Raw genomic sequence first — 25476 nt, forward strand, 5'->3', positions numbered from 1 at the left:
CCCAGTCAGGCGGTCGGCGAAAGCCGGCCGCTTTTTTCGTCTGCCGCCATGCGCCGCGTCCAGATCGTGCACAGCAGCTTGTCGAGCGAAAGGAGACCTGCGCCCTTCACGGCGAGATAGGCGAGCGGAAAGATCCACAGGAGCCGCTGGTCGAGGATGACGCTGTCGGGGAAGCGGTCGAAGAGCGCGCCGATCGTTATTGCATCGACATTATGGACGAGAATGTCGGTGAGGGTCTGCACGATGATGAAGCCGATCATGCCAAGGGCGGCGATGCGGGTGAAGAGACCTGCAACGAGAAGCAGCGGCAGGATGAACTCACCATAGGAGCCGAAGAAAACCATCAGCCCCCAGGGAAAGAAGGAGACGGCGGAGACGTCGCCGCCGGCTGCTTCCACAGCGGGGAGCGCGATCTGGTAATAGGCGCTGTCGGCGATCGCCAAGGGGCCGTCGAATTTGGTCAGCGCCGAGTTGATGTAGTAGGGCAAAAGCACCGCGAGAAAGACCAGCCGCGCAAAAAGGCCAAGAAACCAGCGGTCGAGCATCGGCTCGACCTGGCGAACCGTTTTGCGATAGATTTCGATGATCGACACGGCGAGGGTCATGGCTTTTTACTTTCATGATGCGTTTGGAGGCCGGCGAAGGCGCCGGATGTCACTGCAAGACCAATGAGGGCGGGGATCTCGGCATCCTCCTCGCTGGCAGCGAGGCAGGCGTCGCCAAGCGAGCGGCCTGACAGCAATGCTTCGAAAAAGGCCGCACCTCCGGCGGGTAGGGGTTCAATGGTCACGTCGAGGGCAGGGCGGGTGATCAACACCGCTTCCGGACTTGTCGGGTCGAAGCCCTCCAGAGAGGTCCCCTCGCGATCTCGTCGGCAGATCGTGCCAGCCGCGTAACGCAAGCGCATGAGGCGGGCCGCCGGGTGGGCCACGAAGCCGACGCCTGCCAGATCTTCGGGCGCGATTTGCCCAAGTGCCATCGGATCGAGCGGATCGGCATCGGCGGCGTGATAGGCATCGAGCCAGAGGCGTTCGACACGCGCCACATCCGCCAGGAAAGGCAAGTCTGCAGCAGGCGGAAAGCTCTCCAGGAAGGAGGGAAAGGTTTCGCCGTAGGTGAAGAGAAGCGGAGACGTCGGCGGGTGATGGGCGACGTAGAGGCGTGCCATGGCGCGGAAGAAGTCCTCCCCCACCAGATTTTGCACCGTCGGAAAGATCGATGCCATGGCGTCGACCAGGGATACGGTCACGTTGTTGCGGTAGACGGCAAAGCGTCTGCTCGGTGCGGGATTGCCCCGGCCGGTCAACCCCGCAGGCAAGGGCAAGTCGGGCTCGACAAGCGCTTCGGCGAAGGCGCCACTCGATACGGGGTCAGGACGCATGACGTAATCCGGCGCTCTTTGCTTCGGATTGGTCGAGGATTGCCTCTGCCCGTTGCGCCTCATGCCGGAGCACCGGCCATTCCGGCACCTCGTTGTCCCATTCGATCAGCGTTGGAAGTGCGCCAATTCCGTCAATGATATGGGCGTAGAGATCCCAGACGAGATCATCGACCGGCCGATCGTGGCTGTCGATCAGAAGCGGCAGACCTGCGTCATCGATGTCCTCAGCATGCCCGGCGAGATGGATTTCCGCGACCTCAGAGAGCGGGAAATCGGCGAGATAATCATGGGCTGAATAGCCGTGATTGGTGGCTGAGACATGGACGTTGTTGATGTCCAGAAGAAGCCCGCAGCCTGTGCGGCGCACGATCGCGCGGATGAAATCCGTCTCGGACATCGTCGAGGCTTCAAAGCCGAGATAGGTCGATGGGTTTTCCAGCAGAATTCTGCGGCCAAGCGTTTCCTGGACCCGGTCGATATGATCGCAAACGCGGTTCAGCGTCGGCTCGTCATAGGGGACCGGAAGCAGGTCGTTGAAGAAATAGCTGTCATGCGTCGACCAGGCGAGATGCTCGGACACCTGTTCCGGCTGGTAGCGATCGACGACGGTCTTGAGGCGGTTGAGATGTTCCAGATCAAGGCCGCTGGGGCTGCCGATCGAAAGTCCTACGCCGTGGATCGAAAGTGCGAAGTCCTCGCGCATGCGTTTCAGCATTCGATGCGGATATCCGCCTGCGCCCATATAGTTTTCCGCGTGAACTTCCAGAAAACCGATCCGATAGGAATCAGCCTGGATCGCTTCGGCATGTTGCGGCTTGAAACCGGCGCCAGCGCGAGCAGGCAGCCTTCGGGATCCTCGATCCCCGCAGTGGTCAGGGCGAACAGTTTTTACTTCGGCACGAGCGGACATGGCCTGCACCTCTCGGAGAAAGGTTAAACACTCTGTGGGGACGGCACCTGCGGCCATGCCGCAGATGCCGTATCGGCTCAGGCCTTGGGAAGGTCGCGGTCGAGGGCTTCCAGCGAGCCCATGCGGCCATCGGGCAGTGCCATGGTCGTGCAGGTGCCCTTGGCGACATAGGTCCAGGCATTGCCCTGGTAGTCGACCTTGGAGGTGCCGGCGCAGGTGGTGCCGGGGCCGGCGGCGCAATCGTTCTTGCCGGCCATGGAAACGCCGAAGCACTTTTCCTTTTCCTGGGCGACGGCCGGACCCGACAGAAGGGCGGCGCTGCCGATGGCCATGGTGACGGCGGCGGCCAGCGCCGCAGTGTTGATGGTGGTCTTGGTCATGAAACTTCTCCTCGGATCGTGATGCGCGTTGTCGTTCCAGCCCTCATCGGGGCTGACAGATGCATCATGTCGGGAAGTTCCGGCTTTGGAAAGTCAAGGTTTTTTGTAGCAAATCTCTAGGTTTCGACTGTAAGAAAACTTTCGGTCAAACGACTTCTAGAAATTGATCAACTTCCTCAACTGTCGTGGCAAAGCTTGTTACCAGTCTAACTAGGGTCTCGTTTTCCTGCGGCAAGGGTTGCCAGCCATGCGGCGCCTGCCACGGATGAAATCGCGCGCCTTTTTCTCTCGCGCGCTCGGCGGCTGATTTTTCAATCACGACGAAGACCTCGTTGGCCGTCGTGTCCCAGGCGAGGCGCGCCGTGTTCTTTGCGGCAAGCCCCTCGCGTAGCCGATCGGCCATGGCATTCGCGTGGCGTGCGAGGTCGAGCCAGAGATCGCCGTCGAGGTAGGCTTCGAGCTGGGCAGCGATGAAGCGGCTCTTGGAGAAGAGCTGGGCGGAGCGCTTGCGGATAAAGGGCATGTCGGCTGCCATGTTCTGATCGAAGAAGACGACCGCCTCGGCGCACCAGCAACCATTCTTCGTGCCGCCGAAGGACAGCATGTCGATCCCGCGCTTCCAGGTCATTTCGGCCGGGCTTGCGCCGAGTGCCACCAGGGCATTGGCGAAGCGGGCGCCATCCATATGGAGCGGCAGGTTGCGGGCCTTGGCGACGGCGGCGATCGCGTCGAGTTCATCGAGCGAATAGACGGTGCCGACTTCGGTCGCCTGGGTGACGGTGACTGCCATGGCGCGACCGTGATGGGGCGAGGCGGGTTCGAAGCGCGAGATGGCGGCTTCGAGCGCCTTCGGGTCGATCCTGCCTTCGGCTCCCTCGACGCCGAAGAGCCTTGTTCCGCCGGTCAGGAATTCCGGCGCGCCGCCTTCATCCGCGTTGACGTGGGCATCGGCGTGACAGAAACTCACGCCGCCGGCTTTGGTCACGCTTGCCAGCGCCAGCGAATTGGCGGCCGTGCCGGTTGCGACGAAGAAGACCGAAACCTGGCGCTCGAAAATCTCTGAGAAGCGCTCTTCGACCGCCGTGTCCAGGTCGCTCGTACCATAGGCCGGGGCAAAGCCCTGGGCATGGCGGGTGAGATTTTCGGCGATCCTCGGGTGAGCGCCGGACCAGTTGTCGGAAGCAAAGTGCATGGGATCATTCCTGAGGCAAAGGCGGGTGAGAGGACTTTAGCCCTTTCAGCCTCACGATCAATGCGGACCGGCATTGCACAGCGCTCAAGACGATGAGTTGGCAAGAAGCCGAAACAAAAGAATGGCGTGACGTAATTAAATTTCTCCGATGCCTTGATCGTCGTAATTTCGCGTCCTTTGCTCCGTTAATTTTCTGGTGCAACGCTTGCATGATCGTTTACTTTCTGTCATAGGAACAGCAGAAATTAGGTCAGATTAGTTGACCTAATTCCAGTTTCGAAGGCGACAAGTTTTCGGGCGTCATGGGATGGTCAAGCGATCCGTATAGGGGTGGCGGGACTGTCGCTGGCGCCCATCGGCGCCGGAAGCGGGTCCAAACAGTCCGGTCAGTCCGGCTCAAACGGAGGTAAAGGTCATGACGAAGGTTCCGTCATCCGAAGAGATCATCCGGTCCGCCAGTGCGGAGAAGGTCGCCGATGTGGCGACGTCGCGCGCCGGTCTGCCTCCGAAACAGGGTCTTTATGATCCCCGCAACGAACATGACGCCTGCGGCGTCGGCTTCATCGCCCACATGAAGGGTCAGAAGTCGCACCAGATCGTCAAGGACGGCCTGTTCATCCTGGAGAACCTGACGCACCGCGGTGCTGTCGGTGCCGATCCGCTGATGGGTGATGGCGCCGGTATTCTGGTCCAGATCCCCGATCGCTTCTTCCGCGAGGAAATGGCGGCCCAGGGGATTACGCTTCCGAAGGCGGGCGAATATGCCGTCGGTCACTTCTTCTTTCCGCAGGACGAAGAGCAGATCGCGCATTTCAAGCAGGTCATCGCTGAAGTCTGTCAGTCCGAAGGCCAGCATCTGATCGGCTATCGTGACGTGCCGGTCGACAACTCGTCGCTGTCCAAGGCGCCCGAGATTGCCGCGACCGAGCCGCGCCAGATCCAGGTCTTCATCGGCGCCGGTCGCGATGCCGCGACCCAGCAGGCTTTTGAGCGTCGCCTGTTCCTGCTGCGCAAGGTGATCTCGAACCGCATCTATGATCAGTATGGCGGTCAGGAAACCGGCTTCTATCCGGTGTCCCTGTCGTCCTCGACGATCGTCTACAAGGGCATGTTCCTCGCCTATCAGGTCGGCGCCTACTACAAGGATCTCGCTGATCCGCGCTTCGAGTCGGCCGTTGCCCTCGTACACCAGCGTTTCTCGACCAATACCTTCCCGTCCTGGAAGTTGGCGCATCCTTACCGCATGGTTGCCCATAACGGCGAAATCAACACGCTGCGTGGCAACGTCAACTGGATGGCTGCGCGTCAGGCGTCCGTCTCCTCGCCGCTCTTCGGCGACGACATCTCCAAGCTCTGGCCGATCTCCTATGAAGGTCAGTCGGACACCGCCTGCTTCGACAACGCGCTGGAGTTCCTCGTTCAGGGTGGCTACTCGCTGGCGCATGCGGTGATGATGCTGATCCCGGAAGCCTGGGCCGGCAACCAGCTGATGACGCCGGAGCGGAAGGCCTTCTACGAATATCATGCTGCCCTGATGGAGCCGTGGGACGGTCCGGCTGCCGTCTGCTTTACCGATGGTCGCCAGATTGGTGCCACGCTCGACCGCAACGGCCTGCGTCCGGCGCGCTACCTCGTCACCGACGACGATCGTGTGATCCTCGCCTCCGAGGCTGGCACGCTGCCGGTTCCGGAAGAGAAGATCGTCAAGAAGTGGCGCCTGCAGCCGGGCAAGATGCTGCTGATCGACATGCAGGAAGGCCGCATCATTTCCGACGAGGAAGTGAAGTCGAAGCTTGCTCAGAGCCATCCCTATCGCGACTGGCTGGATCGCACCCAGCTGATCCTCGAAGACCTGAAGCCTGTCGAGCCACGGGCGCTGCGCCGCGACGTATCGCTGCTCGATCGCCAGCAGGCCTTTGGCTACACGACCGAAGACACCAAGCTCCTGATGTCGCCGATGGCGACGACGGGCCAGGAAGCGATCGGCTCCATGGGCACCGATACACCGATCTCGGCGATGTCGGAAAAGTCGAAGCTGCTTTACACCTATTTCAAGCAGAACTTCGCCCAGGTCACCAACCCGCCGATCGACCCGATCCGCGAAGAGCTCGTCATGAGCCTGGTGTCCTTTATCGGGCCGCGTCCGAACATCCTCGATCATGAAGGCATGGCGAACGCCAAGCGCATGGAAGTGCGCCAGCCGATCCTGACCAATGGGGATCTCGAAAAGATCCGCTCCATCGGTCACATGGAAGACCGGTTCGACACCAAGACGCTCGACTTCACCTATGACGTGGAGCGTGGCGCCGAAGGCATGCCGGAAATGCTCGATCGCCTCTGCGAGCGTGCGGAAGCGGCTGTTCGCGGCGGCTACAACATCATCGTCCTCTCTGACCGCCAGATCGGCCCCGATCGTATCGCGATCCCGGCGCTGCTTGCGACCGCTGCCGTGCACCATCACCTGATCCGCAAGGGTCTGCGCACCTCGGTCGGTCTCGTCGTTGAATCCGGCGAGCCGCGCGAAGTGCATCACTTCTGCTGTCTCGCGGGCTTCGGTGCCGAGGCCATCAACCCCTATCTCGCCTTCGACACGCTGCTCGACATGCACAAGCATGGCGAATTCCCGAAGGAAGTGTCGGAAGACGAAGTCGTCTACCGCTACATCAAGGCTGTCGGTAAGGGCATCCTCAAGGTCATGTCCAAGATGGGCATCTCGACCTACCAGTCCTATTGCGGCGCGCAGATCTTCGACGCGATCGGCCTCTCGTCCGAACTGGTCGACAAGTACTTCTTCGGTACGGCGACCACCATCGAAGGCATCGGCCTTACGGAAATCGCCGAGGAAACCGTCGCGCGCCACATGTCGGCCTTCGGCAAGGATCCGGTGCTTGCCAGCACGCTCGATATCGGCGGCGAATATGCCTACCGCATGCGCGGCGAAAACCACGCCTGGAGCCCTGATTCGATCGCCTCGCTGCAGCATGCCGTGCGCGGCAACAGCCAGGATCGTTACCGCGAATTCGCCGAGATGGTGAACGAGAGCAATCTCAGGATGAACACCATCCGTGGCCTGTTCAAGATCAAGTCGGCGGACGCGCTCGGTCGCAAGCCCATCTCGGTCGACGAGGTCGAGCCGGCGGTCGATATCGTCAAGCGTTTCTCGACCGGCGCCATGTCCTTCGGCTCCATCAGCCGCGAGGCGCATACGACGCTGGCGATTGCCATGAACCGGATCGGCGGTAAGTCGAACACCGGCGAGGGTGGCGAAGAGAGCGACCGTTACCTGCCGCTGCCGGATGGCTCGATGAACCCGGAACGTTCGGCGATCAAGCAGATCGCCTCCGGTCGCTTCGGTGTCACCACCGAATATCTGGTGAATGCCGACGTCTTGCAGATCAAGGTCGCGCAGGGTGCCAAGCCCGGCGAAGGCGGTCAGCTGCCCGGCCACAAGGTCGATGCGACGGTTGCCAAGACCCGTCACTCGACGCCGGGTGTCGGCCTGATCTCGCCGCCGCCGCACCACGACATCTATTCGATCGAAGATCTGGCGCAGCTGATCTACGACCTGAAGAACGTCAACCCGGTGGCCGACATCTCGGTCAAGCTCGTCTCGGAAGTCGGCGTCGGCACGGTTGCCGCCGGTGTGGCCAAGGCACGCGCAGACCATATCACGGTTGCCGGCTTCGACGGTGGCACGGGTGCGTCGCCGCTCACCTCGCTGAAGCATGCCGGTTCTCCTTGGGAAATCGGTCTTGCTGAAACACAGCAGACGCTGGTGCTGAACGGCCTGCGCTCGCGCATCGCTCTGCAGGTCGATGGTGGTCTGAAGACCGGCCGTGACGTGATCATCGGCGCGCTGCTGGGTGCCGACGAATTCGGCTTTGCCACGGCTCCGCTGATTGCGGCCGGCTGCATCATGATGCGCAAGTGCCATCTCAACACCTGCCCGGTTGGCGTTGCCACCCAGGATCCGGTGCTGCGCAAGCGCTTCAAGGGTACGCCCGAGCATGTCATCAACTACTTCTTCTTCGTGGCCGAAGAAGTGCGCGAAATCCTCGCCTCGCTTGGTGTTCGCGAGCTCGATGAGATCATCGGTGCTTCCGAATTGCTCGAAAAGGACGAGATGCTCGCCCACTGGAAGGCCAAGGGTCTCGACTTCTCGAAGATCTTCCACAAGGTGGAGGCTCCGAAGGAGGCGACCTATTGGACCGAGCGCCAGAAGCACCCGATCGATGACATTCTCGATCGCAAGCTGATCGAGAAGGCCATGCCGTCGCTCGAAAGCAAGCAGCCCGTCGTCTTCGACGTCGACATCAAGAACGTCGACCGTTCGGCTGGCGCCATGCTGTCGGGCGAAGTCGCCAAGCGCTACGGCCACAAGGGCCTGAAGGATGATACGATCCATGTCACGCTGAACGGCACTGCTGGTCAGTCCTTCGGCGCGTTCCTCGCGCGTGGCATCACCTTCGATCTCGTGGGCGACGGCAACGACTATGTCGGCAAGGGCCTGTCGGGTGGCCGCATCATCGTGCGCCCGCCGGAAAACGCCAAGATCGTTGCCGAGCAGTCGATCATCGTCGGCAACACCGTGCTCTACGGCGCGATCTCCGGCGAATGCTATTTCCGTGGCGTGGCGGGCGAGCGTTTTGCTGTTCGCAACTCGGGTGCCATTGCCGTCGTCGAGGGCGTGGGTGACCATGGCTGCGAATACATGACGGGCGGCGTGGTCGTCGTGCTCGGCGAAACGGGCCGCAACTTCGCAGCCGGCATGTCGGGCGGTGTTGCCTATGTGCTCGACGAGAGCGGCGATTTCGCCAAGCGCTGCAACATGGCCATGGTCGAACTCGAGCCGGTTCCGGAAGAGGACGACATGCTGGAGAAGCTGCACCATCACGGCGGCGACCTCATGCACAAGGGCCTTGTCGACGTATCGGGCGACATGACCCGCCACGACGAGGAGCGCCTCTACCAGCTGATCTCGAACCATCTGCACTACACGGGCTCGAACCGTGCCAAGCAGATCCTCGACAGCTGGGCCGAGTATCGTCCGAAGTTCCGCAAGGTCATGCCGGTGGAATACCGCCGTGCGCTTGAGGAGATGGAACGCATGCGAATGGGCGTGGCTGCGGAATAAGTTCTACAGCTTCATATGTTGTGATATGCTGTTGGCATATCGCAAGAATGAGGCCTGTCATGAACGAGCATGTGAAGGACACGGGGGAAGGTGGCGAGGTTGCAGTCGCCATCTTCAAGAATGGTCGAAGCCGGGCTGTGCGTATCCCGAAGGAATTCGATCTGGAAGGTGATCGCGCCGTGATGGTGCGCCAACCGGATGGATCGATCCTGATGCGCACGGCAGTGACTGCCGGACTGATCGAATATCTCAAACAGGCGGAAGCCTGGAGTGGAGAGGACTTCGTCGAAAATGACGAGGAGCTGGCTCCGCTCAATGAGGTCGAGATCTGATGCGGTACATGCTCGATACCAACATCGTTTCGGCGATCGTGAGGGACCCACGCGGCAAGGTTCTCGAGCGACTGCTCGATGTTGGGGAAGAGAACGCTTTCATCAGCATCATCACCCACGGTGAGATCTGGTACGGCGTTAAGAAGAACGGCTCGGAAGAGCTGTCGCAGAAGGTGTCAGCGGTGACGCGGCGCCTGTATGTGGCGCCTCTGCAGCTACCGACTGATCAGCGTTATGTCGAGATCCGGCTCGCGCTGAGACAAGGAAAGAATATCGGTCCAAACGACCTTTGGATCGCGGCACATGCAGTGGCGCTGGACGTCGTGCTCGTGACGAATAATGAAACCGAGTTTTCCCGGGTTCCGGGACTGAAGATCGAGAACTGGCTGCGATAGCGGCGGAGATTGAGGGAAGTAGACATGGGCAAGGTTACAGGTTTCATGGAAATCGACCGGCAGGTGGCGAAGTATCAGCCGGCCTCCGACCGCATCCGCCATTTCCGCGAATTCACCATCCCCATGTCGGATGCCGAGGTCACCAAGCAGGCGGCGCGCTGCATGGATTGTGGCATTCCCTATTGCCATGGTCCGACCGGCTGTCCGGTGCATAACCAGATCCCGGACTGGAACGACCTCGTCTATAACAACAAGTGGGAGGAGGCGATCCGCAACCTCCACTCGACGAACAACTTCCCGGAATTCACCGGTCGCGTCTGCCCGGCACCGTGCGAGGAAGCCTGCACGCTGAACCTCGAAGACACGCCGGTCGCGATCAAGACCGTCGAGCAGGCGATTGCCGACAAGGCCTATGAGCTCGGCTTTATCGTGCCGCAGCCGGCAACGATCCATACCGGCAAGAAGGTCGCGATCATCGGCTCCGGTCCGTCGGGTCTCGCCGCAGCCCAGCAGCTCGGTCGTGCCGGTCATGAAGTGCATGTCTATGAGCGTGAATCCAAGCCCGGCGGGTTGCTGCGCTACGGTATTCCCGACTTCAAGATGGAGAAGAACTTCATCGATCGCCGCGTCGAGCAGATGAAGGGCGAAAACGTCACCTTCCATTGCGGCGTCAATGTCGGCGTCGACGTCACCGTCGAGAAGCTGCGTGCGGATTATGATGCCGTGCTCTATTGCGGCGGTTCGGAAACCCCGCGCGAAGCCGGCATTCCCGGCGTCGAGTTCCATGGCGTGCATGATGCCATGCCCTATCTCGTGCAGCAGAACCGCCGCGTCGGTCGCGAAAACATCGACAGCGCCGGCTGGCCGGCCGATCCGATCCTGGCTGGCGGCAAGCATGTCGTCGTCGTCGGTGGTGGTGATACGGCATCTGACTGCGTCGGCACGGCCTTCCGCCAGGGCGCCGTCAAGGTCACCCAGCTCGATATCCGCCCGCAGCCGCCGCAGACCGAAGACAAGCTCGCCGTCTGGCCCTTCTGGGCAACCAAGATGCGCACCTCGTCTTCACAGGCCGAAGGCGCTGTTCGCGAGTTCCAGGTCGCAACACTGGAATTCGTCGGCGAAGACGGCGTGCTGACCGGCGTGAAGTGCTGCCAGGTGGACGAGCGCCGCAAGCCGATCGCCGGCACCGAGTTCATCATCAAGGCCGATCTCGCCTTCATCGCCATCGGCTTCTCCGGCCCGTTCACCGACAGCGTGCTGAAGGAGCTCGACGGCAAGCTCGAGCTCAATACCGACCGCCGTGGCTCGACCAATGTGGTTGCGAATGACAAGGACTATCGTTCGTCGATCGACAAGCTCTGGGTGGCCGGCGACGCCCGTCGCGGTCAGTCACTGGTTGTCTGGGCGATCCGCGAAGGACGTCAGGCCGCCCGCGCCATCGACGAAGCCCTGATGGGCGAGAGCGTGCTGCCGCGGTGAAGGCGGACAAAACAACATAAAGGATAGAGAAGGGGCCGCTCTTGAGTGGCCCCTTTCTTCTTATCAGTGTCTCGTTAGAATCAGGGTGTCGCCGTTGTCGGTGTGGCAGCCGTGGTGGATTGAGGCTCAACCGTGTGCTTCACATAGTCCACTCGGCCGACCGGCGGATCAGGCAGGCGGCCGTTCTGGACCAGCTGGTCGCGCGGCGTGGGGACGCTGGATGGGGGCGGGGATGCGCCGCCGAGCAATTCGTCGGCGCCATCAAGTTCCGGATCGAAAAGGTCGATCGGCGGTGTCGTGACGATCGCCTTGTTTTCCGACGGAGGCAGGCTGACAAGGGCGGGCAGGTTGCTTGCGTCGAGGCGGACGAGGTCGGGGCTCGTCATATCGCCGAGATAGCGGCGCACGGATTTCTCGACATAGAAGGCGAGCTTGCGCTTGCCCGGGCCGGTGAAGCCGATGCCGTCATTGCCGCGCAGGCGGACCGGCTGACCGTTGATGTCGGAGCCTGTGACGATAAAGCGGCCTTCCTGATCGACAAAGCCCTCCCAGACATCGACGAATTCGCCGTTCACTTTCTCAATGCTGGAACGATAGATGGTGTTGAGGCGCAGCGCGTCCGCCGTCATGTTCTGCGGTCGGAAGGCCGGAAGCCCGACCCAGATGACGGGCACGCGCGTTTCTGCCGCGATGCTCACCAGTCTTGCGACGCGGTCACCATAGGCGGAGAACCAGTCATCTGTCCGAAAATCCAGGCGGCCCGACGATGTGACGAGCTGCTGCCGATCGTTCGCACCGATCTGGATGACCAGAACGCTCGGCTTCACTTCGCTCACCAGGATAGGAAGTTCCGTTGGCCAATCGTAGAAGTCATCGCGTACGAGGCCTGAAGAGCCGTTCGATCTCGTCTCGACGACCACGCCGGGTGCGTCTTCGAACGCACTCTCAAGCCCGTCGCCGAGTGCGCCGGCAACGAAGTCGCCGACCACGAGAACCTTCTTGGCATTTTCGAGCTTCGGCTGCGGCTGAGCTGCTGCGGTCGCGCGGGCGGATGGTTCCCTTGTGTTGATGGTCGTGACGCTGCGGTTGTTCTTCTTCCGCACCTTGCCATCCCGCGGGCGCTGGGCGTTCTGCGGCGGAACATAGGCCGGTTGCCGTTCACCGAACAACATGTCGAGCAGAGTGCGGCGGCGTTCAGGCTGCTGGGCTTCTGCGGACGTGGCAACAAAGCTGGTCGCGACGATTGTCAGCGCCAGACCGAGCGTCATGAGGCGGGCGAATGCTGCGCGCGGGCTCTTCAAGTCACACTCCATGGCCGCAGGGCGATAGTCCAGAAACGTCTTCGCCGCGATCCCCTTTTTGTGGATCGCGGCGATTGGTTAGTCAACAGGCGGGGCTGCCGAAGCCTGCGGCTCAGTTGCGCAATGCGTCGAGGAGGACACGCGACGGCTGCCCGTCCACGGACATGCCGAGCCGCTGCTGGATTGCGGTGATCGCCGCACGCGAGCCGGAGCCGAAATTGCCGTCGATCTTGCCGTCGTAGTAGCCGAGCGCCTGAAGGCGTGTCTGAAGCTCGAACTTTTCCTTGATGTCGAGCGAACCGTCGGGCCGCGGCCAGCGCTGCTGCATGCCGCCATAACCGGCGATCTCCTCCGCGAGCAGACCGACGCCAAGCGCATAGCTGTCGGCAGCATTGTAGCGTTTGATGACAAAGAAGTTTTTGGTCATCAGAAAGCCCGGTCCGTTCCGCCCTCCGAGCATCTTCAGTTCGGCCCGCTCATTGCCGTTGCGGAACCCCTTGCCGGATGGCCGGGCAAAGCCGAGCGCCTGCCACTGGGCGACCGTCTTTGTCTGGCCGGTGTATTTGTGGCCACCCTTCGGCACGACGATTTCATAGCCCCAGGTGCGACCGGTCTGCCAGTCGTTCTTGGCGAGCAGGTTGGCGGCGGTCGCCAGCGCATCGGGGATGGAATGCCAGATGTCCTTGTCGCCATTGCCATCGGCATCGATGCCGTAAAGCAGGTAGCTCGTCGGAATGAACTGGGTATGACCCATGGCCCCGGCCCAGGAACCCATCAAGTTCTTGTTCGTGACGTCGCCGTTTTGCAGCATCTTCAGAGCCGCGATCAGCTGACTGCGGGCGTATTTGGCGCGTTTCCTGTCAGCATAAGCAAGCGTGGCCAGCGAACGCGGCACGTTATGAAGGCGGTCCGGCCGCTCAAGGGCGGCACCATAATTCGATTCCATCGACCAGATGGCGAGCAGCACATGCTTGTCCACGCCGAAATGGTTTTCCAGCGCGGTCAGCAGCCGGCCGTGCTTGGCCAGCATTTCCTGGCCGATCTTCACCGTGTAGGGGTTCACGCGGCTGTCGAGATAGTCCCAGATCTCGTGCTTGAATTCCGGCTGGAAGGCCGCCTTTTCCAGGACGAACTGATCGGGCTCCGTCACGCCCTTGAAGGCCTGGCGATAGGTCTCTTCGGTGATGCCGGCCTTGGCCGCCGTCGGGTAGAAGTCCCGAATCCACTTCTGGAAACCGGCGTCCGCAAAGGCGTCCAGCGGAATGAGCGCTGTCGACAGCGTCAGGGCAATGGCGCCGAGCAGGCTGGGGCGGTGTCTTTTCATGGGCATCTCCCGTGCATTCTCAAGTTTGCAGCCGGAACAAGGCTGTTCACCACAGGTTAATGCTGTTCAGTCAACAAACCCTTTACCACGTTGTCCGACCGCAGTTAGTCTTTGCCATTTTGAAGCAATTGTATGTTACTGGCCGTGACCGCGTTATGATGGCGTAAATCGATTAGAATCCTCGAGGAGGAATGAGTGGTTCAGACTAAGAAGCTCCGCAAGGCCGTATTCCCTGTTGCCGGTCTCGGCACCCGCTTTCTGCCGGCGACAAAGGCAGTTCCGAAGGAAATGCTGACCGTCGTCGACAAGCCGGTCATTCAGTATGTCGTTGATGAGGCCATTGAGGCCGGCATCGAGCATTTCGTCTTCGTCACCGGCCGCGGCAAGGCCGTCATCGAGGATTATTTCGACATTCAGTTCGAACTCGAACAAACACTGAAGGCACGCAACAAGAACGCTGAGTTGTCACTTCTTGATCAGCTCCAGCCGACGGCCGGCCAGACCAGCTTCACACGTCAGCAGGAGCCGCTCGGTCTCGGTCATGCGGTCTGGTGCGCCCGGGACATCGTCGGCCACGAGCCGTTCGCCCTGCTTCTTCCCGACATGATTATGCGCGGAGAACAGGCCTGCCTCAAGGGCATGGTCGAACTTTATGAAAAGACCGGTGGCAATATCGTTGCGGTCGAGGAATGTGCGCCCGAGCAGGCCCACAAATATGGGATCGTCGGCGTCGGTGATGCGCTGGAAGGCGGCTTCAAGATTACGCAGATGGTCGAAAAGCCGGCCAAGGGTACGGCCCCTTCGAACTTTTTCATCAACGGTCGCTACATTCTGCAGCCTGAAATCTTTGAAATCCTGTCGACCCAGGAGCGCGGTGCAGGCAATGAGATCCAGCTGACGGACGGGATGCTGAAGCTCGCCCAGAACCAGGACTTTGCCGCCTACCACTTCAAGGGTCAGACCTTCGACTGTGGCGCCAAGGATGGCTTCATCCTCGCAAACGTGGCCTTCGCGATCGAACGCGCCGACATTCGCCCGGCGATCGAGGATCAGTTGAAGGCGCTGCTTGCCGCGCTGAAGTGACGATAAAAATCGCTGACCGCCGGCTTCAACGCTTGGCGGTCAGCCCGACAAGGGCCGTCACCGTGCTGCTGTCGCTGCCAGTATCGGCGTTTGTGCGCTCGTAGTTCAGATCAGCTGTCGCATCGAGGTAACGGTTGATTTTCCAGGTCAGGCCCGCGCCGGCATTGTAGGCGGTCGTGTCGCTGGCGCTTGCCGCTCCATCGTAGTTCGTGAACGTCGTGCCGCCGGTCAGGCGCGCCACGAGATTGGTGCGCAGGTCGCGGGAGAGTGTGGCGGTCAGACGATGGATCGTGGCGCCGTTGACGCCCGCAGTGGTCGAAGGATCGATGCTGGTGTCGAGCCCAAGGTCGATGCGGGTGCCGTCCCGAGGCGACCAGAAGATGTTTCCGTCGACCGTCAGGGCCGACAATTCCGCCAGACGGCCGTCCTCGAATTTCTGCTGCTCGTGGCCGACGGCGATTTCGCCGCGCAGCTTTTCCCCGAGATCCACCGCGACACCTGCCTTCACGCCATAAAGATCGGCTGATCGGCGATAGCCGGACGAATCTACTTTCTCATCATAGTCGATCCGTCCGATCGTTCCTTCGATGAAAGGTGTGAGCGCCGGCGACAGCTCGTAGCCGAGACGTGCGCTCAGACTGTATCGGTTCCGATCGCGGTCGGTGCGGTCCAGGATGGTGCCATTGGAAAGTGTGGCATCCGAATACTGAAAGCGCGCGATGTCGCCCGCGATTGAACCGCGGATCACGCCGAAGTCGCGCTCGATCGACAGGCCGCCGCCAAACTGGTTGACGCCGGATTGGACCTTGGCGCCAGAGACGGCGTTGGGATCGTCGCTGTCCTCGCGGCTGAAATTGTAGGAGCCCGAAAGTGTGGCGATGGTGTCATCGGCGAGATCGAGGCGTAGGCGCGCATCGATATTGGCGCGGGGCTTGTCGCTATCTGTTCCGGAGAGTGTTTCCTGCCAGGCCCCTTCGGCGCCGACATTCAGCTCATGTCGCGACCAGTCGGAGGTCAATGTTCCCTTCAGCCCGGTTTCCGAAAAGGTTCGGTTGGCTTTTACATCGCCTGTCTTCTGCCGTTCGGTCCCCAGCTTCTGGCTGATTGATGGGCGAAGCACGAGGCTGCCGAGCCGGATGCCCGTGCCGTCTTCTGCTTCCAGGGCGTCGCGACGAATGCGGGCGGCCGTTGCATCGTCGAGCCGTGTCTCGCGCATGTTCTGGCGGCCAAAGTCTTCGTCCAGCGGCATGGCATCCGGTTCGCCCATGGGGGCGAGGGTGACGCTGTTCGGATTGACTGTCGCCGTTGTGGTCGGGTCGGTGGGAATGCTCTGCGCAGCCGTGGGCAATTCCGCCGTCCGGGTTGCGATGCCTTCCGGGCCGATGCCGGTCACCGATGTCGGACTTGCCGCAGTCTCTGCCGAAGTTTGTCCCGTCGGGCGGGCCTGTTGCGCGGCGAGCAGTGACGGATGAGCAAGGACCGACAGGGCCAATACGCCTGCGAAGGCACGCAGGCCAAGGCGGTCTGTGCCGCGCATCTCCCGATTTTCGATTGAATTCATGCTTGCGCCCGGCAACCTCTAATGCTTACCCAAACGTAAAGCCTGATGGTTAATGTTTGGTTTCGCGCGCAAGATTGCTTGGTCTGCTACCATCTGACCTGCCGTCACTAGCGGACGAGAATTTACAGCAGCCATCAAACGCAGTATGGGACGGCATGATCAAGCGCGCAGTCAATCTCGTTGAAGCCAGTGCGACCGAATCCGCTCTTCGGGTCATCTCGACCGAGCGGGAAGGGCTCCGTGTTCTCGAGGAGGCTCTGGCTGGGCCTCTCGCGGCGCCGTTCTGCCATGCCGTGAAGACGATCGGAGACATTGGTGGTCGGGTGATCGTCACCGGTGTCGGCAAAAGCGGGCATATCGGTTCCAAGATCGCCGCGACCTTTGCCTCTACCGGCACGCCCGCGTTCTTTGTCCATCCGGCCGAAGCCAATCATGGTGATCTCGGCATGATTGCGCAGGACGACGCGATCCTGGCGATTTCGTGGGGCGGTGAGACGGCAGAACTGCAGGGCATACTCGCCTTTTCCCGTCGATTCTCGATCCCGTTGATCGCAATCACCGCAGGCGAGAATTCCACGTTAGCGCGCAATGCTGATGTGGTTCTGCTGATGCCGAAGATCCAGGAAGCCTGCCCGCATGGTCTCGCGCCGACGACGTCTGCCGTGCTGCAGCTTGCCATCGGCGATGCGATTGCCGTTGCACTGCTTGAAGCGCGCGGGTTTTCGCCATCGGACTTCCGTACCTTCCATCCGGGCGGCAAGCTCGGAGCGAGCCTGACCCATGTGCGTGACATCATGCATACGGGTGATCGTATGCCCCTAGCGAAACTCGGCACTCCAATGCCCGAGGCGGTGAAGACGCTTTCGCACAAGCGCTTCGGCTGCGTCGGCATTGTCGATGAAGCCGGAAAGCTCTGTGGCATCGTCACTGAAGGGGACATGGCCCGCAATCTGGCGCGGGATCTCTCGGTGCTCGCGGTCGATGATGTGATGACCCGCAATCCGAAGGTCATCAAAGGCGATGCGCTTGCAACGACCGCTGCAGCGATGATCAACAAACATGGTATCGGCGCGCTGATCGTGGTCGATGATGAGAACACGCCGATCGGCCTCATCCACTTCCATGATCTGCTCAGGATCGGAGTCGCCTGAGAACGGCTCTAAGCCTCTTCAACCGTCAGGTCGCGCCCGTTGCTTGATGCAACGCGCACACGGGCTCCGATCGGAAGATCGGGTCCGCTCACCACCCAGAAGGTATCATCGAGCCGAATGCGGCCACGACCTTCGCGGATGGGCTCTGCCAGTACGGCTGTCCGTCCGACAAGGCTTGCGCCCCGCTGGTTCAAGAGCGGTTCGTCGGTTTCGGCCTCAAGACTGGAGAAAAAGCGGCGACCGATCAGCGTGAAGACGGCGGCGCTCGCGGCGAAAACCAGCGACTGCACCTGCCAGGTCCAGAATCCGGCATCCCAAAGGAGCAGCGACAGCGACCCGGTCAAGATGGCTCCAAGACCGATCCAGACGAGAAATACGCCGGGCATGATGAGTTCAGCCGCCAGCAACAGCATGCCCAGCACCCACCAGCTCCAGGGTCCGAGTTCGGCGATGATGCGTTCCAGCATGACCGTCACTCACCGTTCGGGTTGAATGAAGAAATCGGCGGCGTCGTGCGCGGCGTGGCTGCCGGACGCGGCGGGGCGGGGCGTTTCTCTTCGCCGAATACCTCACGGGCGATCGCGCCGATACCACCAAGCGAGCCGATCAGGGATGTCGCTTCCATCGGCATCAGGACCACCTTGGAGTTACTGGAGGTCCCGATCGCGGCCATGGCTTCCGTATATTTCTGCGCCACGAAGTAGTTGATGGCGTTCACGTCACCGGCGGCAATCGCCTCGGACACCAGTCGCGTCGCCTTGGCTTCGGCTTCGGCCAGGCGTTCGCGGGCTTCGGCCTCGCGATAGGCGGCTTCGCGCTGGCCTTCCGCCTGCAGGATGGCCGCCTGCTTGGCGCCTTCTGCCTTGAGGATCTGGGCATTGCGCAGACCCTCGGCTTCCAGCACCTGGGCGCGCTTTTCGCGCTCGGCCTTCATCTGGCGGCCCATGGCATCAACCAGATCGACCGGCGGCTGGATATCCTTGATCTCGACGCGGGTGACCTTGATGCCCCAGGGGCGAACAGCCTCGTCGACGACACGCAAAAGGCGATCGTTGATCACCTCGCGGTTCGAGAGGAGTTCGTCGAGGTCCATCGATCCCATGACCGACCGGATATTGGTCATTGTCAGGTTGAGGATGGCATTTTCAAGGTCGGAGACCTGGTAGGCGGCCTCGGCGGCGTTGAGAACCTGGAAGAAGGCGACGGCATCCGCAGAGACGGAGGCGTTGTCCTTGGTGATAACCTCCTGGGTGGGCACGTCGAGCACCTGCTCCTTCACATTCATCTTTGCGCCGATGCGCTCGAAGAACGGGATGATCAGGTTGAGACCGGGTTCCAGCGTTCGGGTGTAGCGTCCAAAACGCTCAATCGTGTAGCGATAGCCTTGGGGAACCGTCTTGATGCCGGCGAAAAGGACCAGGATGACCAGGACCACGAGCGCAATGACAACGATATCTGGACCAGTAATGGGCATGAATTCCTCCAGCTCGGGCGCGATGGGACACTGCGCATCCGCGAACTAACATCGTGAGGTGCAAGAGGAAATGCAAGCTATCGTGGTCACAGACTGGCGGTTGGTCTGCGCTCTCCACAAAGATGAAGGGCGGCCGGGGTCTCCCCCGCCGCCCTCCAGATCTGCACTCGGCTAAGGCCGGTCTCAGAACTCTTCCCAGTTGTCCTGGGCAACGGCCGCGTTGCCGTGGCTACGCGGGGCAGGGGCTGCCGGACGTGCCGGCGCCGGTGCTCGGGTCGCCTGGGCCGGAGCGCGGGTTGCCTGGCTCGAAGGCTGTGCCATGGAGCGCGCTGTCTCGCGCAGAGCAGAAGCCTGGGCCTGCTGTACGCCTTCGATGGTGAAGTGCGAGATCAGATCGCGCAGCTTTGCCGCTTCGGATGCGAGCGCTGCGGAGGCGGCGTTCGATTCCTCGACCATGGCTGCGTTCTGCTGGGTCGTCTGGTCCATCGCGTTGACGGCGTGGTTGACTTCCGAAAGGCCGGTTGCCTGTTCCTTCGCCGAGATGGCGATCGCATCCATATGCGTGTTCATCTCGGTGATGAAGCCACCGATGGTGCGCAGGGCCTCGCCGGTCTTGCGGACCAGATCCACGCCACCCGCGACTTCCGTCGAGGAGTTCTGGATGAGTGCCTTGATCTCCTTCGCGGCATTTGCAGACCGCTGGGCGAGTTCGCGGACTTCCTGAGCGACGACGGCGAAGCCCTTGCCGGCTTCACCGGCACGTGCTGCTTCAACACCGGCATTCAGTGCCAGAAGGTTGGTCTGGAAGGCGATTTCATCGATGACGCCGATGATGTTCGAGATCTGCTGCGAAGACCCCTCGATACGGCGCATGGCGTCCTCGGCCTTGGCCACCACATCCGAAGACTGTGTCGCGGAGGTGTTGGCCTGCGCGGCTACCGAGCGAGCCTCTTCGGTGCGTTTCGTCGAATTGACCACGTTGGCGGTGATCTCCTCGACAGCTGCTGCCGTCTGTTCGAGAGCGGCGGCCTGCTGTTCGGTGCGCTTCGACAGATGATCGGTGCCCGAGGCGATCTCGCGGGTGCCGGTTTCCATGGTCGCGACGCTGTTGGTGATCGAGGCCATGGTCTGGTTGAGCTGGCGAACCGACTGGTTGAAATCGTGGCGCAGAGCTTCGAAATCAGGTGCGAAGGCTTCGTTGATCTGGAAGGCGAGGTCGCCGGCTGCGAGGCGCTTCAGGCCCGTCGCAAGGCCCGAGGTTGCGATGCGCAGACGTTCCGCGGCGTCCGCTTCGGCACGCTGCTGGGTCGCAATGCGTTCGGCTTCTGCGCGCTGGCGGTTGCCTTCGGCTTCGGCTTCGAGACGCTTGTTGGCAATGGCCGCCTCGCGGAAGATCTGCATCGCAGCTGCCATCTTGCCGATCTCGTCCTTGCCGCCCTGGTCAATCGCGATGTCGAGGTCGCCATTGGCAAGCCGTGTCGTAGCATCGGCAAGTCTGCCAAGCGGACGGGAGACGAGTTGGAAGTTCAGGAAGCCGAGAAGGATCGCGGCTGCCGCCACGACGATCGAGGCGATCAGACTGACGTTTTCCACCTGCGCAAGAGCCAGGCTCTGGTTCTCGGTTGCTGTCGCAGCACGGGCAGTCATGGCCGTCTTGACTTCACCCAGCTTGTCCTGAAACGCCTTTGCGAGCGCCTCACCTTCGCCGGTGACTTCGATGGCACGCGCGAGCTCTACCGTGACCGGATCGCGCATCAAAAGGATCTGACGGTCTACGAAGTTGGCTTTCCAGGTGTCGAGAGAAGCAAAAGCCTCCCGCAGCCTCGGCAATTCAGAGGGGGCGGCTTCCGAGAACAGCTTTTCCAGGGCCGCCTTGTCATTGGTCATTTCGCCAACGAGTTCCTGAGAGGCGGCCGCGTAGTCACGGTTGCCGGTCAACAGGAAGGTTTTCAGCTGAAGGTTGGCCAGCGAAAGGTCGGAGCCGAATTCTTCGACGGCGGTGACCACTTGGTTGACCGTTGCCGTTTCGATGACCTGATCGCGCGCGACGATCGCGCGGTTGTAGATGAAAGTCGACGCCGCAATGGCGATGGCAGCCAATATACCGAAAGCGATAAAGCCCTTTGCGCTTACGGATAGGTTCTTAAGCATGATGCTGGTCCAGTCTCAATCAGAGAGGGAGAATCTACATGGGTGGGAAAACGGGCGCATTCATGCGCCCGTTGCTAGGTCGATCAGGACGCGGCCAGCAAACGTCTTTCAAGTTCGGTGAGGTTCAGCTCAACGGTCACAGCGCCGATTTTCTTCTTGGACGCATCGACGATTGTGAAGCTGACCTGGTTGCGCCAGATCTTGGCCTCGTCATCCCATTCGGGTGCATCGACGAACATGGCGTCTTCAGAGACGGCAAAGGTCTTCTGGAACTTGTCTTCATCACCCTGCCAGAAGTCGCTCGTGACGGAGCTTTGGCCGACATTGAGGCCGTTCTGGTCCATCACGAAGATCTCGGCATAGAGACCCAGCGATTTGCCCTGGATGCGGGCAAGATAGACCGAGAGCGGATTGGACAGGGTGGCGGCGATCAGCGGCTTGTCCGCGGCTTCGCGTTCGGCCTTCCACTGGTTATCAAGCTCGTCGATCTGCGCCTGGGTCATGGTGTTCAGGCGATTGTTCTGCGCCTCGACGGAAACTTGCACGATCTCCGCGCCAATGAACTGGCGCATCTCTTCCACGAGGGCGGGCGAGATCAGTTTGTTGACGTCGGGCTGCGGTGTTTCGGCATGGGCCGGGGCAAGGGCCATCGCCAAGAAGGCCGATGCAAGGGTCAATCTGTAACGATACATGTCAGTTCTCCTTCAATGCCCCTAATTCTAGGGATCATTATTAAACGGAGCGTTAATATAAGAAATCGCTCCTCTAAAATTATATTTAAATCCAATTATTTAGGCTCTTTGCTCGCTCATGCTAACGGGAGCTTCTGGCACCTTTGGGTTGCTCTCGGCGGGATTGGAGTTGCACGAAATATCGTCATAAAGCGATGAATTCACAATGCAAAACACAGGTTTGCCTTTGGTCGGCTGACCATCCGGGGGAGCGTGAAAATTTCTTTGGAAACGTCTCGGTTGCAACGGCGTGAGCGTACCAGAATGAGGCAGGTTGCCGAGGTCAGTTAAGTCACTGGAAAGAGGTTACGGCTTGAAACGAAAACGACCGCCTCGCGGCGGCCGTGGGTGTGAGACCTTTTTTGGGCTGAGAGGTGTGTCAGACCCAGCCCTGCAATTCGCGGCGAACGACATTCTCGATCACGCGCATGCCGTCTTCGCTGTCATTGAGGCAGGGAATATGCGTGAATTTCTCGCCGCCATTGTGAAGGAAGTCTTCGCCTGCCTCACCGGCGATTTCCTCGAGCGTCTCCAGGCAGTCGGAGACGAAGCCGGGGTTCATGATGGCGATGCGCTTGACACCTTCCTGCGCGAGCTTCTCGACGGTCTTGTCGGTGTAGGGCTGAAGCCATTCCTCCGGCCCAAAACGGGACTGGAAGGTGACCATCAGCTTTTCCTTTTCCCAGCCAAGGTGCTCACGCAGCAAACGCGTCGTCTTGTAACACTGGCAGTGATAGGGATCGCCCTTCATGAAGTAGGACTTGGGGATCCCATGGTAGGAGGTGATCACCAGTTCCGGCTCCCAGTCGAGCGTCGCGAGGTGCTTGTTGATCGAGTTGGCGAGCGCCTCGATATAGACCGGATCATCGGCATATTGCGGAACCGTGCGCAACGCTGGCTGCCAGCGCATCTTCAGAAGCGCCTTGAAGGCCTCGTCATTGACGGTGGCCGTCGTGGCCGCCGCGTATTGCGGATAGAGCGGATAGACGAGGATGCGCTCGCAGCCGGCCTTCTGCATCTCGTTCATCTTGGCCTGAATGGCCGGCTGACCGTAGCGCATGGCCCAATCGACATGCACGTTCGGAAGATCCTTGAGGGCCAAGGCGAGCTTTTCGCCCTGGCTGCGCGTGTAGGTTCGCAGATAGCTCTCATCGAGATCTTTATTCCAGATCTCCTCATAGGCCTTGCCGACCTTCTGCGGACGGCGGTTGAGAACGATGCCGTAGAGGATCGGGTACCAAAACCACCGTGACCACTCGATGACGCGCTTGTCCGTCAGGAACTCCTCGAGATAGCGGCGCATGGACTTGTAGTCCGTGCCGTCAGGGGTTCCGAGATTGACGAGCAGCACGCCGACCTTGCCGAAATTGACGGGCGGGTGGTCGGAGGGCCAATGGGCGGGAAGTGCATTCATCTTGAAATCCTGGAGCTGAGAACTCGACCGTTACGTGACGAAGGCCAGTTGAGATCATCTGATAAGAGCAAAAGCCGGCCCGGGGAAGCCCGGACCGGCTTTTGTCATGCGTCAAACGGTCTTACTTCGCCGGAAGCTGCAATTCGCGGCCGATCGAGATGATGTTCGGATTGCGCAGAGCATTGGCCTCGGCGATCTTGCTCCAAAGCATGCCGTCGCCATAAGTGGCTTCTGCGATCTTCCAAAGGCTGTCGCCAGCGATGACCTTATACACCGTGGCGGCGGCCGCAGCTGCCGTCTCGGTCGGCGTTGTTGCCGGTGCGGCTGCCGTTTCAGCAGCCGGCGCGGCGGCCGGTGTCTCGGCGGTTGCCTCGGCGGATGCTGGGGCCGCTGCCGCGATCACCGTGATACGGCCATCCGTGTAGGGCTTGTATGGGCTGTTCTTGGCGATGTAGTCGGCAACAACACTTTCAAGCCCCGGACCGAAGTCGTAGGCGTTCTGGCCGCCGGTTGCGAAGACCTTGTAGCCGTCACCGCCGGAGCGCATGTAGTTGTTGGTTGCCACGCCATAGACCTTGTTCGGATCGATGGCGACGAAGGCATCGCCTTCCTTCACCTCGACCGAGGTGATGCGGCTGCCGGCCGGCTTGTTCAGGTCTGCCGTGTATTTCAGACCCGAAACCTGCGGGAAGCGACCAGCGCCTTCCTCGACCTGGCTCACGCCGTTTTCAAGCGCTGCCACGATATCCGAGCCCTTCAGCTGGAATGAGGCGAGCGTGTTCTGGAAGGGCAGGACGGTCAGGACTTCACCCATCGTCACCGTGCCGGCATCGATCGAAGCGCGCAGGCCGCCACCGTTCTGAATGGCGATGGTGATGCCCTGATCGCTGAGACGGTCGATCATGGCGTCGGCCACGAGGTTGCCCATGGAGCATTCCATGGCGCGGCAGACATCACGCGAGCCCTCGATCGCTTCGGCTGTCGCGCCGATTTCCTTCAGCTTCAGTTCTTCGATCGGGCCGGCGAGCTCGGCAACCTTGGCGACAAAACCAGCGTCCGGCGTGACCGAGGCGTCGAGCAGCTTCGGTTCGCCGGTTGCGCTCTTAACGACGCCGGCATCGTCGAAGACGACCGTGAGGTCACCGAGATATTTGGAATAGGAATAGGCCTGGACGATCGGGACGTCCTTGCCGGACGGGCTCTTCACCATGGTCGGGTAGGGGCCTGCCGCATTTTCATCGGTGTTGGAAAGCAGCGTATGGCTGTGACCGCCGACGATCACGTCGATGCCGTCGACGGCTGCGGCGATTTCCTGGTCCTTCGGGTAACCGACATGCGAGAGCAGCACGATCTTGTCGATGCCCTGGCCCTCGATTTCCTTCACTGCCTCCTTGAGGTAGCCGATTTCATCAGCAAACAGGATGCTGTCGCCGGGGGAGGAGGTTTCATCCGTATCGGTGGCCAGGACGGACACAACCGCGACCTTTTCGCCGCCGAAGTCTTTGACGATATACGGCTTGAATTTATCGGCCACGGGGGAGTTCAGACCGGCCAGCGTGTTGCCGGAGATCATCGGGAACTCCAGCGCGTCGATGAACTTGGCCAGCTCTTCCGGGCCGTCGTCGAATTCGTGGTTGCCGATCGCCATGGCGTCGAAGCCGATGCCGTTCATGAATTCGGCAATCGGGGCGCTCTTGTAAGTGGTGTAGAAGAGCGAGCCCTGGAACTGGTCACCGGCGTCGAGCGTCAGGACATTCTTGCCGGTGAGTTCGGCGCGGCGGGCGTCGATGGCGGCCTTCACACGGGCGATGCCGCCGAAGCACTCGTTCTTGGCTGCGTCATCCGCCGAGCAGGTGGAGTCGGACTTGTTGATTGCCTCAATGCGCGAATGCATGTCGTTGATGTGCAGGATATTGAGCTCGAAATCGGCGAAAGCCGTTCCAGCCGTCAGGGCCAGCACCGAGGCGCTGAACAAGCCAATCTTCAAATGTCTGAACATCTCATCTCTCCTGTTGCAATACATCGCTAGCAGTCTGGCACGCGATGATGACAGTCACACGCCAGAATTCGGATGCCGGATGTT

Annotated in this window: 20 protein-coding genes; 6 read left to right on the top strand and 14 right to left on the bottom strand. The window is 60.9% G+C overall.

The window, feature by feature from the left end; all coding sequences use genetic code 11:
- Window positions 1-5: 5 nt before the first annotated feature.
- The 5 genes from AC1PUL_RS02250 to AC1PUL_RS02270 form a co-directional block, all read right to left on the bottom strand.
- Window positions 6-605 carry a DoxX family protein gene (locus AC1PUL_RS02250; RefSeq protein ID WP_480466424.1) on the bottom strand — a complete coding sequence of 200 codons (600 nt, stop codon included), beginning with the start codon at window positions 603-605 and terminating at the stop codon, window positions 6-8.
- Window positions 602-1381 (bottom strand): HvfC/BufC N-terminal domain-containing protein, encoded by a 780-nt coding sequence (locus AC1PUL_RS02255; RefSeq protein ID WP_480466425.1) that lies wholly within the window; start codon window positions 1379-1381, stop codon window positions 602-604. Before AC1PUL_RS02255 ends, AC1PUL_RS02250 begins: the two co-directional genes overlap by 4 nt.
- The gene (gene bufB / locus AC1PUL_RS02260; RefSeq protein ID WP_480466426.1) at window positions 1371-2291 is read right to left on the bottom strand and encodes an MNIO family bufferin maturase; all 921 of its coding nucleotides are present in this window, start codon (window positions 2289-2291) and stop codon (window positions 1371-1373) included. The genes AC1PUL_RS02255 and bufB overlap by 11 nt, the downstream gene beginning before the upstream one ends.
- Before the next feature lie 77 nt (window positions 2292-2368).
- Window positions 2369-2671 carry a BufA1 family periplasmic bufferin-type metallophore gene (locus tag AC1PUL_RS02265; protein ID WP_480466427.1) on the bottom strand — a complete coding sequence of 101 codons (303 nt, stop codon included), beginning with the start codon at window positions 2669-2671 and terminating at the stop codon, window positions 2369-2371.
- Window positions 2672-2816: 145 nt separating this feature from the next.
- The gene (locus AC1PUL_RS02270; RefSeq protein WP_480466428.1) at window positions 2817-3863 is read right to left on the bottom strand and encodes a threonine aldolase family protein; all 1047 of its coding nucleotides are present in this window, start codon (window positions 3861-3863) and stop codon (window positions 2817-2819) included.
- 415 nt (window positions 3864-4278) lie between these two features.
- Between AC1PUL_RS02270 and gltB the strand changes: the two genes are divergently transcribed.
- Genes gltB through AC1PUL_RS02290 form a run of 4 tightly spaced genes read left to right on the top strand, consistent with a single transcriptional unit; the run spans window position 4279 to window position 11203 of the window.
- On the top strand, window positions 4279-8997 hold the full coding sequence (gltB, locus tag AC1PUL_RS02275) for a glutamate synthase large subunit (protein WP_480466430.1): 4719 nt from the start codon (window positions 4279-4281) through the stop codon (window positions 8995-8997).
- Window positions 8998-9056: 59 nt separating this feature from the next.
- Entirely contained in the window at window positions 9057-9329 is a 273-nt protein-coding gene (locus tag AC1PUL_RS02280; protein WP_480466431.1) for an antitoxin, read from the top strand.
- A gap of 8 nt (window positions 9330-9337) precedes the next feature.
- Window positions 9338-9724 (top strand): PIN domain-containing protein, encoded by a 387-nt coding sequence (locus tag AC1PUL_RS02285; RefSeq protein WP_480466432.1) that lies wholly within the window; start codon window positions 9338-9340, stop codon window positions 9722-9724.
- A gap of 24 nt (window positions 9725-9748) precedes the next feature.
- A complete protein-coding gene (locus tag AC1PUL_RS02290; RefSeq protein WP_480466433.1) occupies window positions 9749-11203 on the top strand; it encodes a glutamate synthase subunit beta in 1455 nt (484 codons plus the stop codon).
- A gap of 80 nt (window positions 11204-11283) precedes the next feature.
- Here the strand turns inward: AC1PUL_RS02290 and AC1PUL_RS02295 are convergent, their stop codons facing one another.
- Together AC1PUL_RS02295 and AC1PUL_RS02300 are read right to left on the bottom strand one after the other, a co-directional pair.
- Complete coding sequence (locus AC1PUL_RS02295; protein WP_480466434.1) at window positions 11284-12504, bottom strand: SGNH/GDSL hydrolase family protein; 1221 nt, start codon at window positions 12502-12504, stop codon at window positions 11284-11286.
- 112 nt (window positions 12505-12616) lie between these two features.
- On the bottom strand, window positions 12617-13828 hold the full coding sequence (locus tag AC1PUL_RS02300; RefSeq protein WP_480466435.1) for a lytic murein transglycosylase: 1212 nt from the start codon (window positions 13826-13828) through the stop codon (window positions 12617-12619).
- A gap of 195 nt (window positions 13829-14023) precedes the next feature.
- On the opposite strand from AC1PUL_RS02300, the gene galU reads away from it, so the two are divergent.
- Window positions 14024-14911, top strand: a complete 888-nt coding sequence (gene galU, locus AC1PUL_RS02305; RefSeq protein WP_480466436.1) for a UTP--glucose-1-phosphate uridylyltransferase GalU — start codon at window positions 14024-14026, stop codon at window positions 14909-14911.
- 25 nt (window positions 14912-14936) lie between these two features.
- Here the strand turns inward: galU and AC1PUL_RS02310 are convergent, their stop codons facing one another.
- Window positions 14937-16472: an outer membrane beta-barrel protein gene (locus AC1PUL_RS02310; protein WP_480466437.1), complete on the bottom strand. Its 1536-nt coding sequence runs from the start codon at window positions 16470-16472 to the stop codon at window positions 14937-14939.
- A 155-nt stretch (window positions 16473-16627) separates the two neighbouring features.
- Between AC1PUL_RS02310 and AC1PUL_RS02315 the strand changes: the two genes are divergently transcribed.
- Window positions 16628-17623, top strand: coding sequence for a KpsF/GutQ family sugar-phosphate isomerase (locus AC1PUL_RS02315; RefSeq protein ID WP_480466438.1), 996 nt, complete (start codon window positions 16628-16630; stop codon window positions 17621-17623).
- A gap of 8 nt (window positions 17624-17631) precedes the next feature.
- On the opposite strand, the gene AC1PUL_RS02320 is transcribed toward AC1PUL_RS02315, so the two are convergent.
- The 6 genes from AC1PUL_RS02320 to AC1PUL_RS02345 all read right to left on the bottom strand — a co-directional run bounded on the left by AC1PUL_RS02320 (window position 17632) and on the right by AC1PUL_RS02345 (window position 25392).
- Window positions 17632-18090, bottom strand: a complete 459-nt coding sequence (locus tag AC1PUL_RS02320) for an NfeD family protein (protein WP_480466439.1) — start codon at window positions 18088-18090, stop codon at window positions 17632-17634.
- Between the two features lie 5 nt (window positions 18091-18095).
- Window positions 18096-19097 carry an SPFH domain-containing protein gene (locus AC1PUL_RS02325; RefSeq protein ID WP_480466440.1) on the bottom strand — a complete coding sequence of 334 codons (1002 nt, stop codon included), beginning with the start codon at window positions 19095-19097 and terminating at the stop codon, window positions 18096-18098.
- Window positions 19098-19280: 183 nt separating this feature from the next.
- On the bottom strand, window positions 19281-21248 hold the full coding sequence (locus AC1PUL_RS02330; RefSeq protein WP_480466441.1) for a methyl-accepting chemotaxis protein: 1968 nt from the start codon (window positions 21246-21248) through the stop codon (window positions 19281-19283).
- An 83-nt stretch (window positions 21249-21331) separates the two neighbouring features.
- Window positions 21332-21940, bottom strand: a complete 609-nt coding sequence (locus AC1PUL_RS02335) for a hypothetical protein (RefSeq protein ID WP_480466442.1) — start codon at window positions 21938-21940, stop codon at window positions 21332-21334.
- A gap of 418 nt (window positions 21941-22358) precedes the next feature.
- Complete coding sequence (hemH, locus tag AC1PUL_RS02340; RefSeq protein ID WP_480466443.1) at window positions 22359-23393, bottom strand: ferrochelatase; 1035 nt, start codon at window positions 23391-23393, stop codon at window positions 22359-22361.
- A gap of 121 nt (window positions 23394-23514) precedes the next feature.
- Entirely contained in the window at window positions 23515-25392 is a 1878-nt protein-coding gene (locus AC1PUL_RS02345; RefSeq protein WP_480466444.1) for a 5'-nucleotidase C-terminal domain-containing protein, read from the bottom strand.
- Window positions 25393-25476: the final 84 nt, after the last annotated feature.

The organism is Rhizobium sp. P43 (assembly GCF_056730705.1).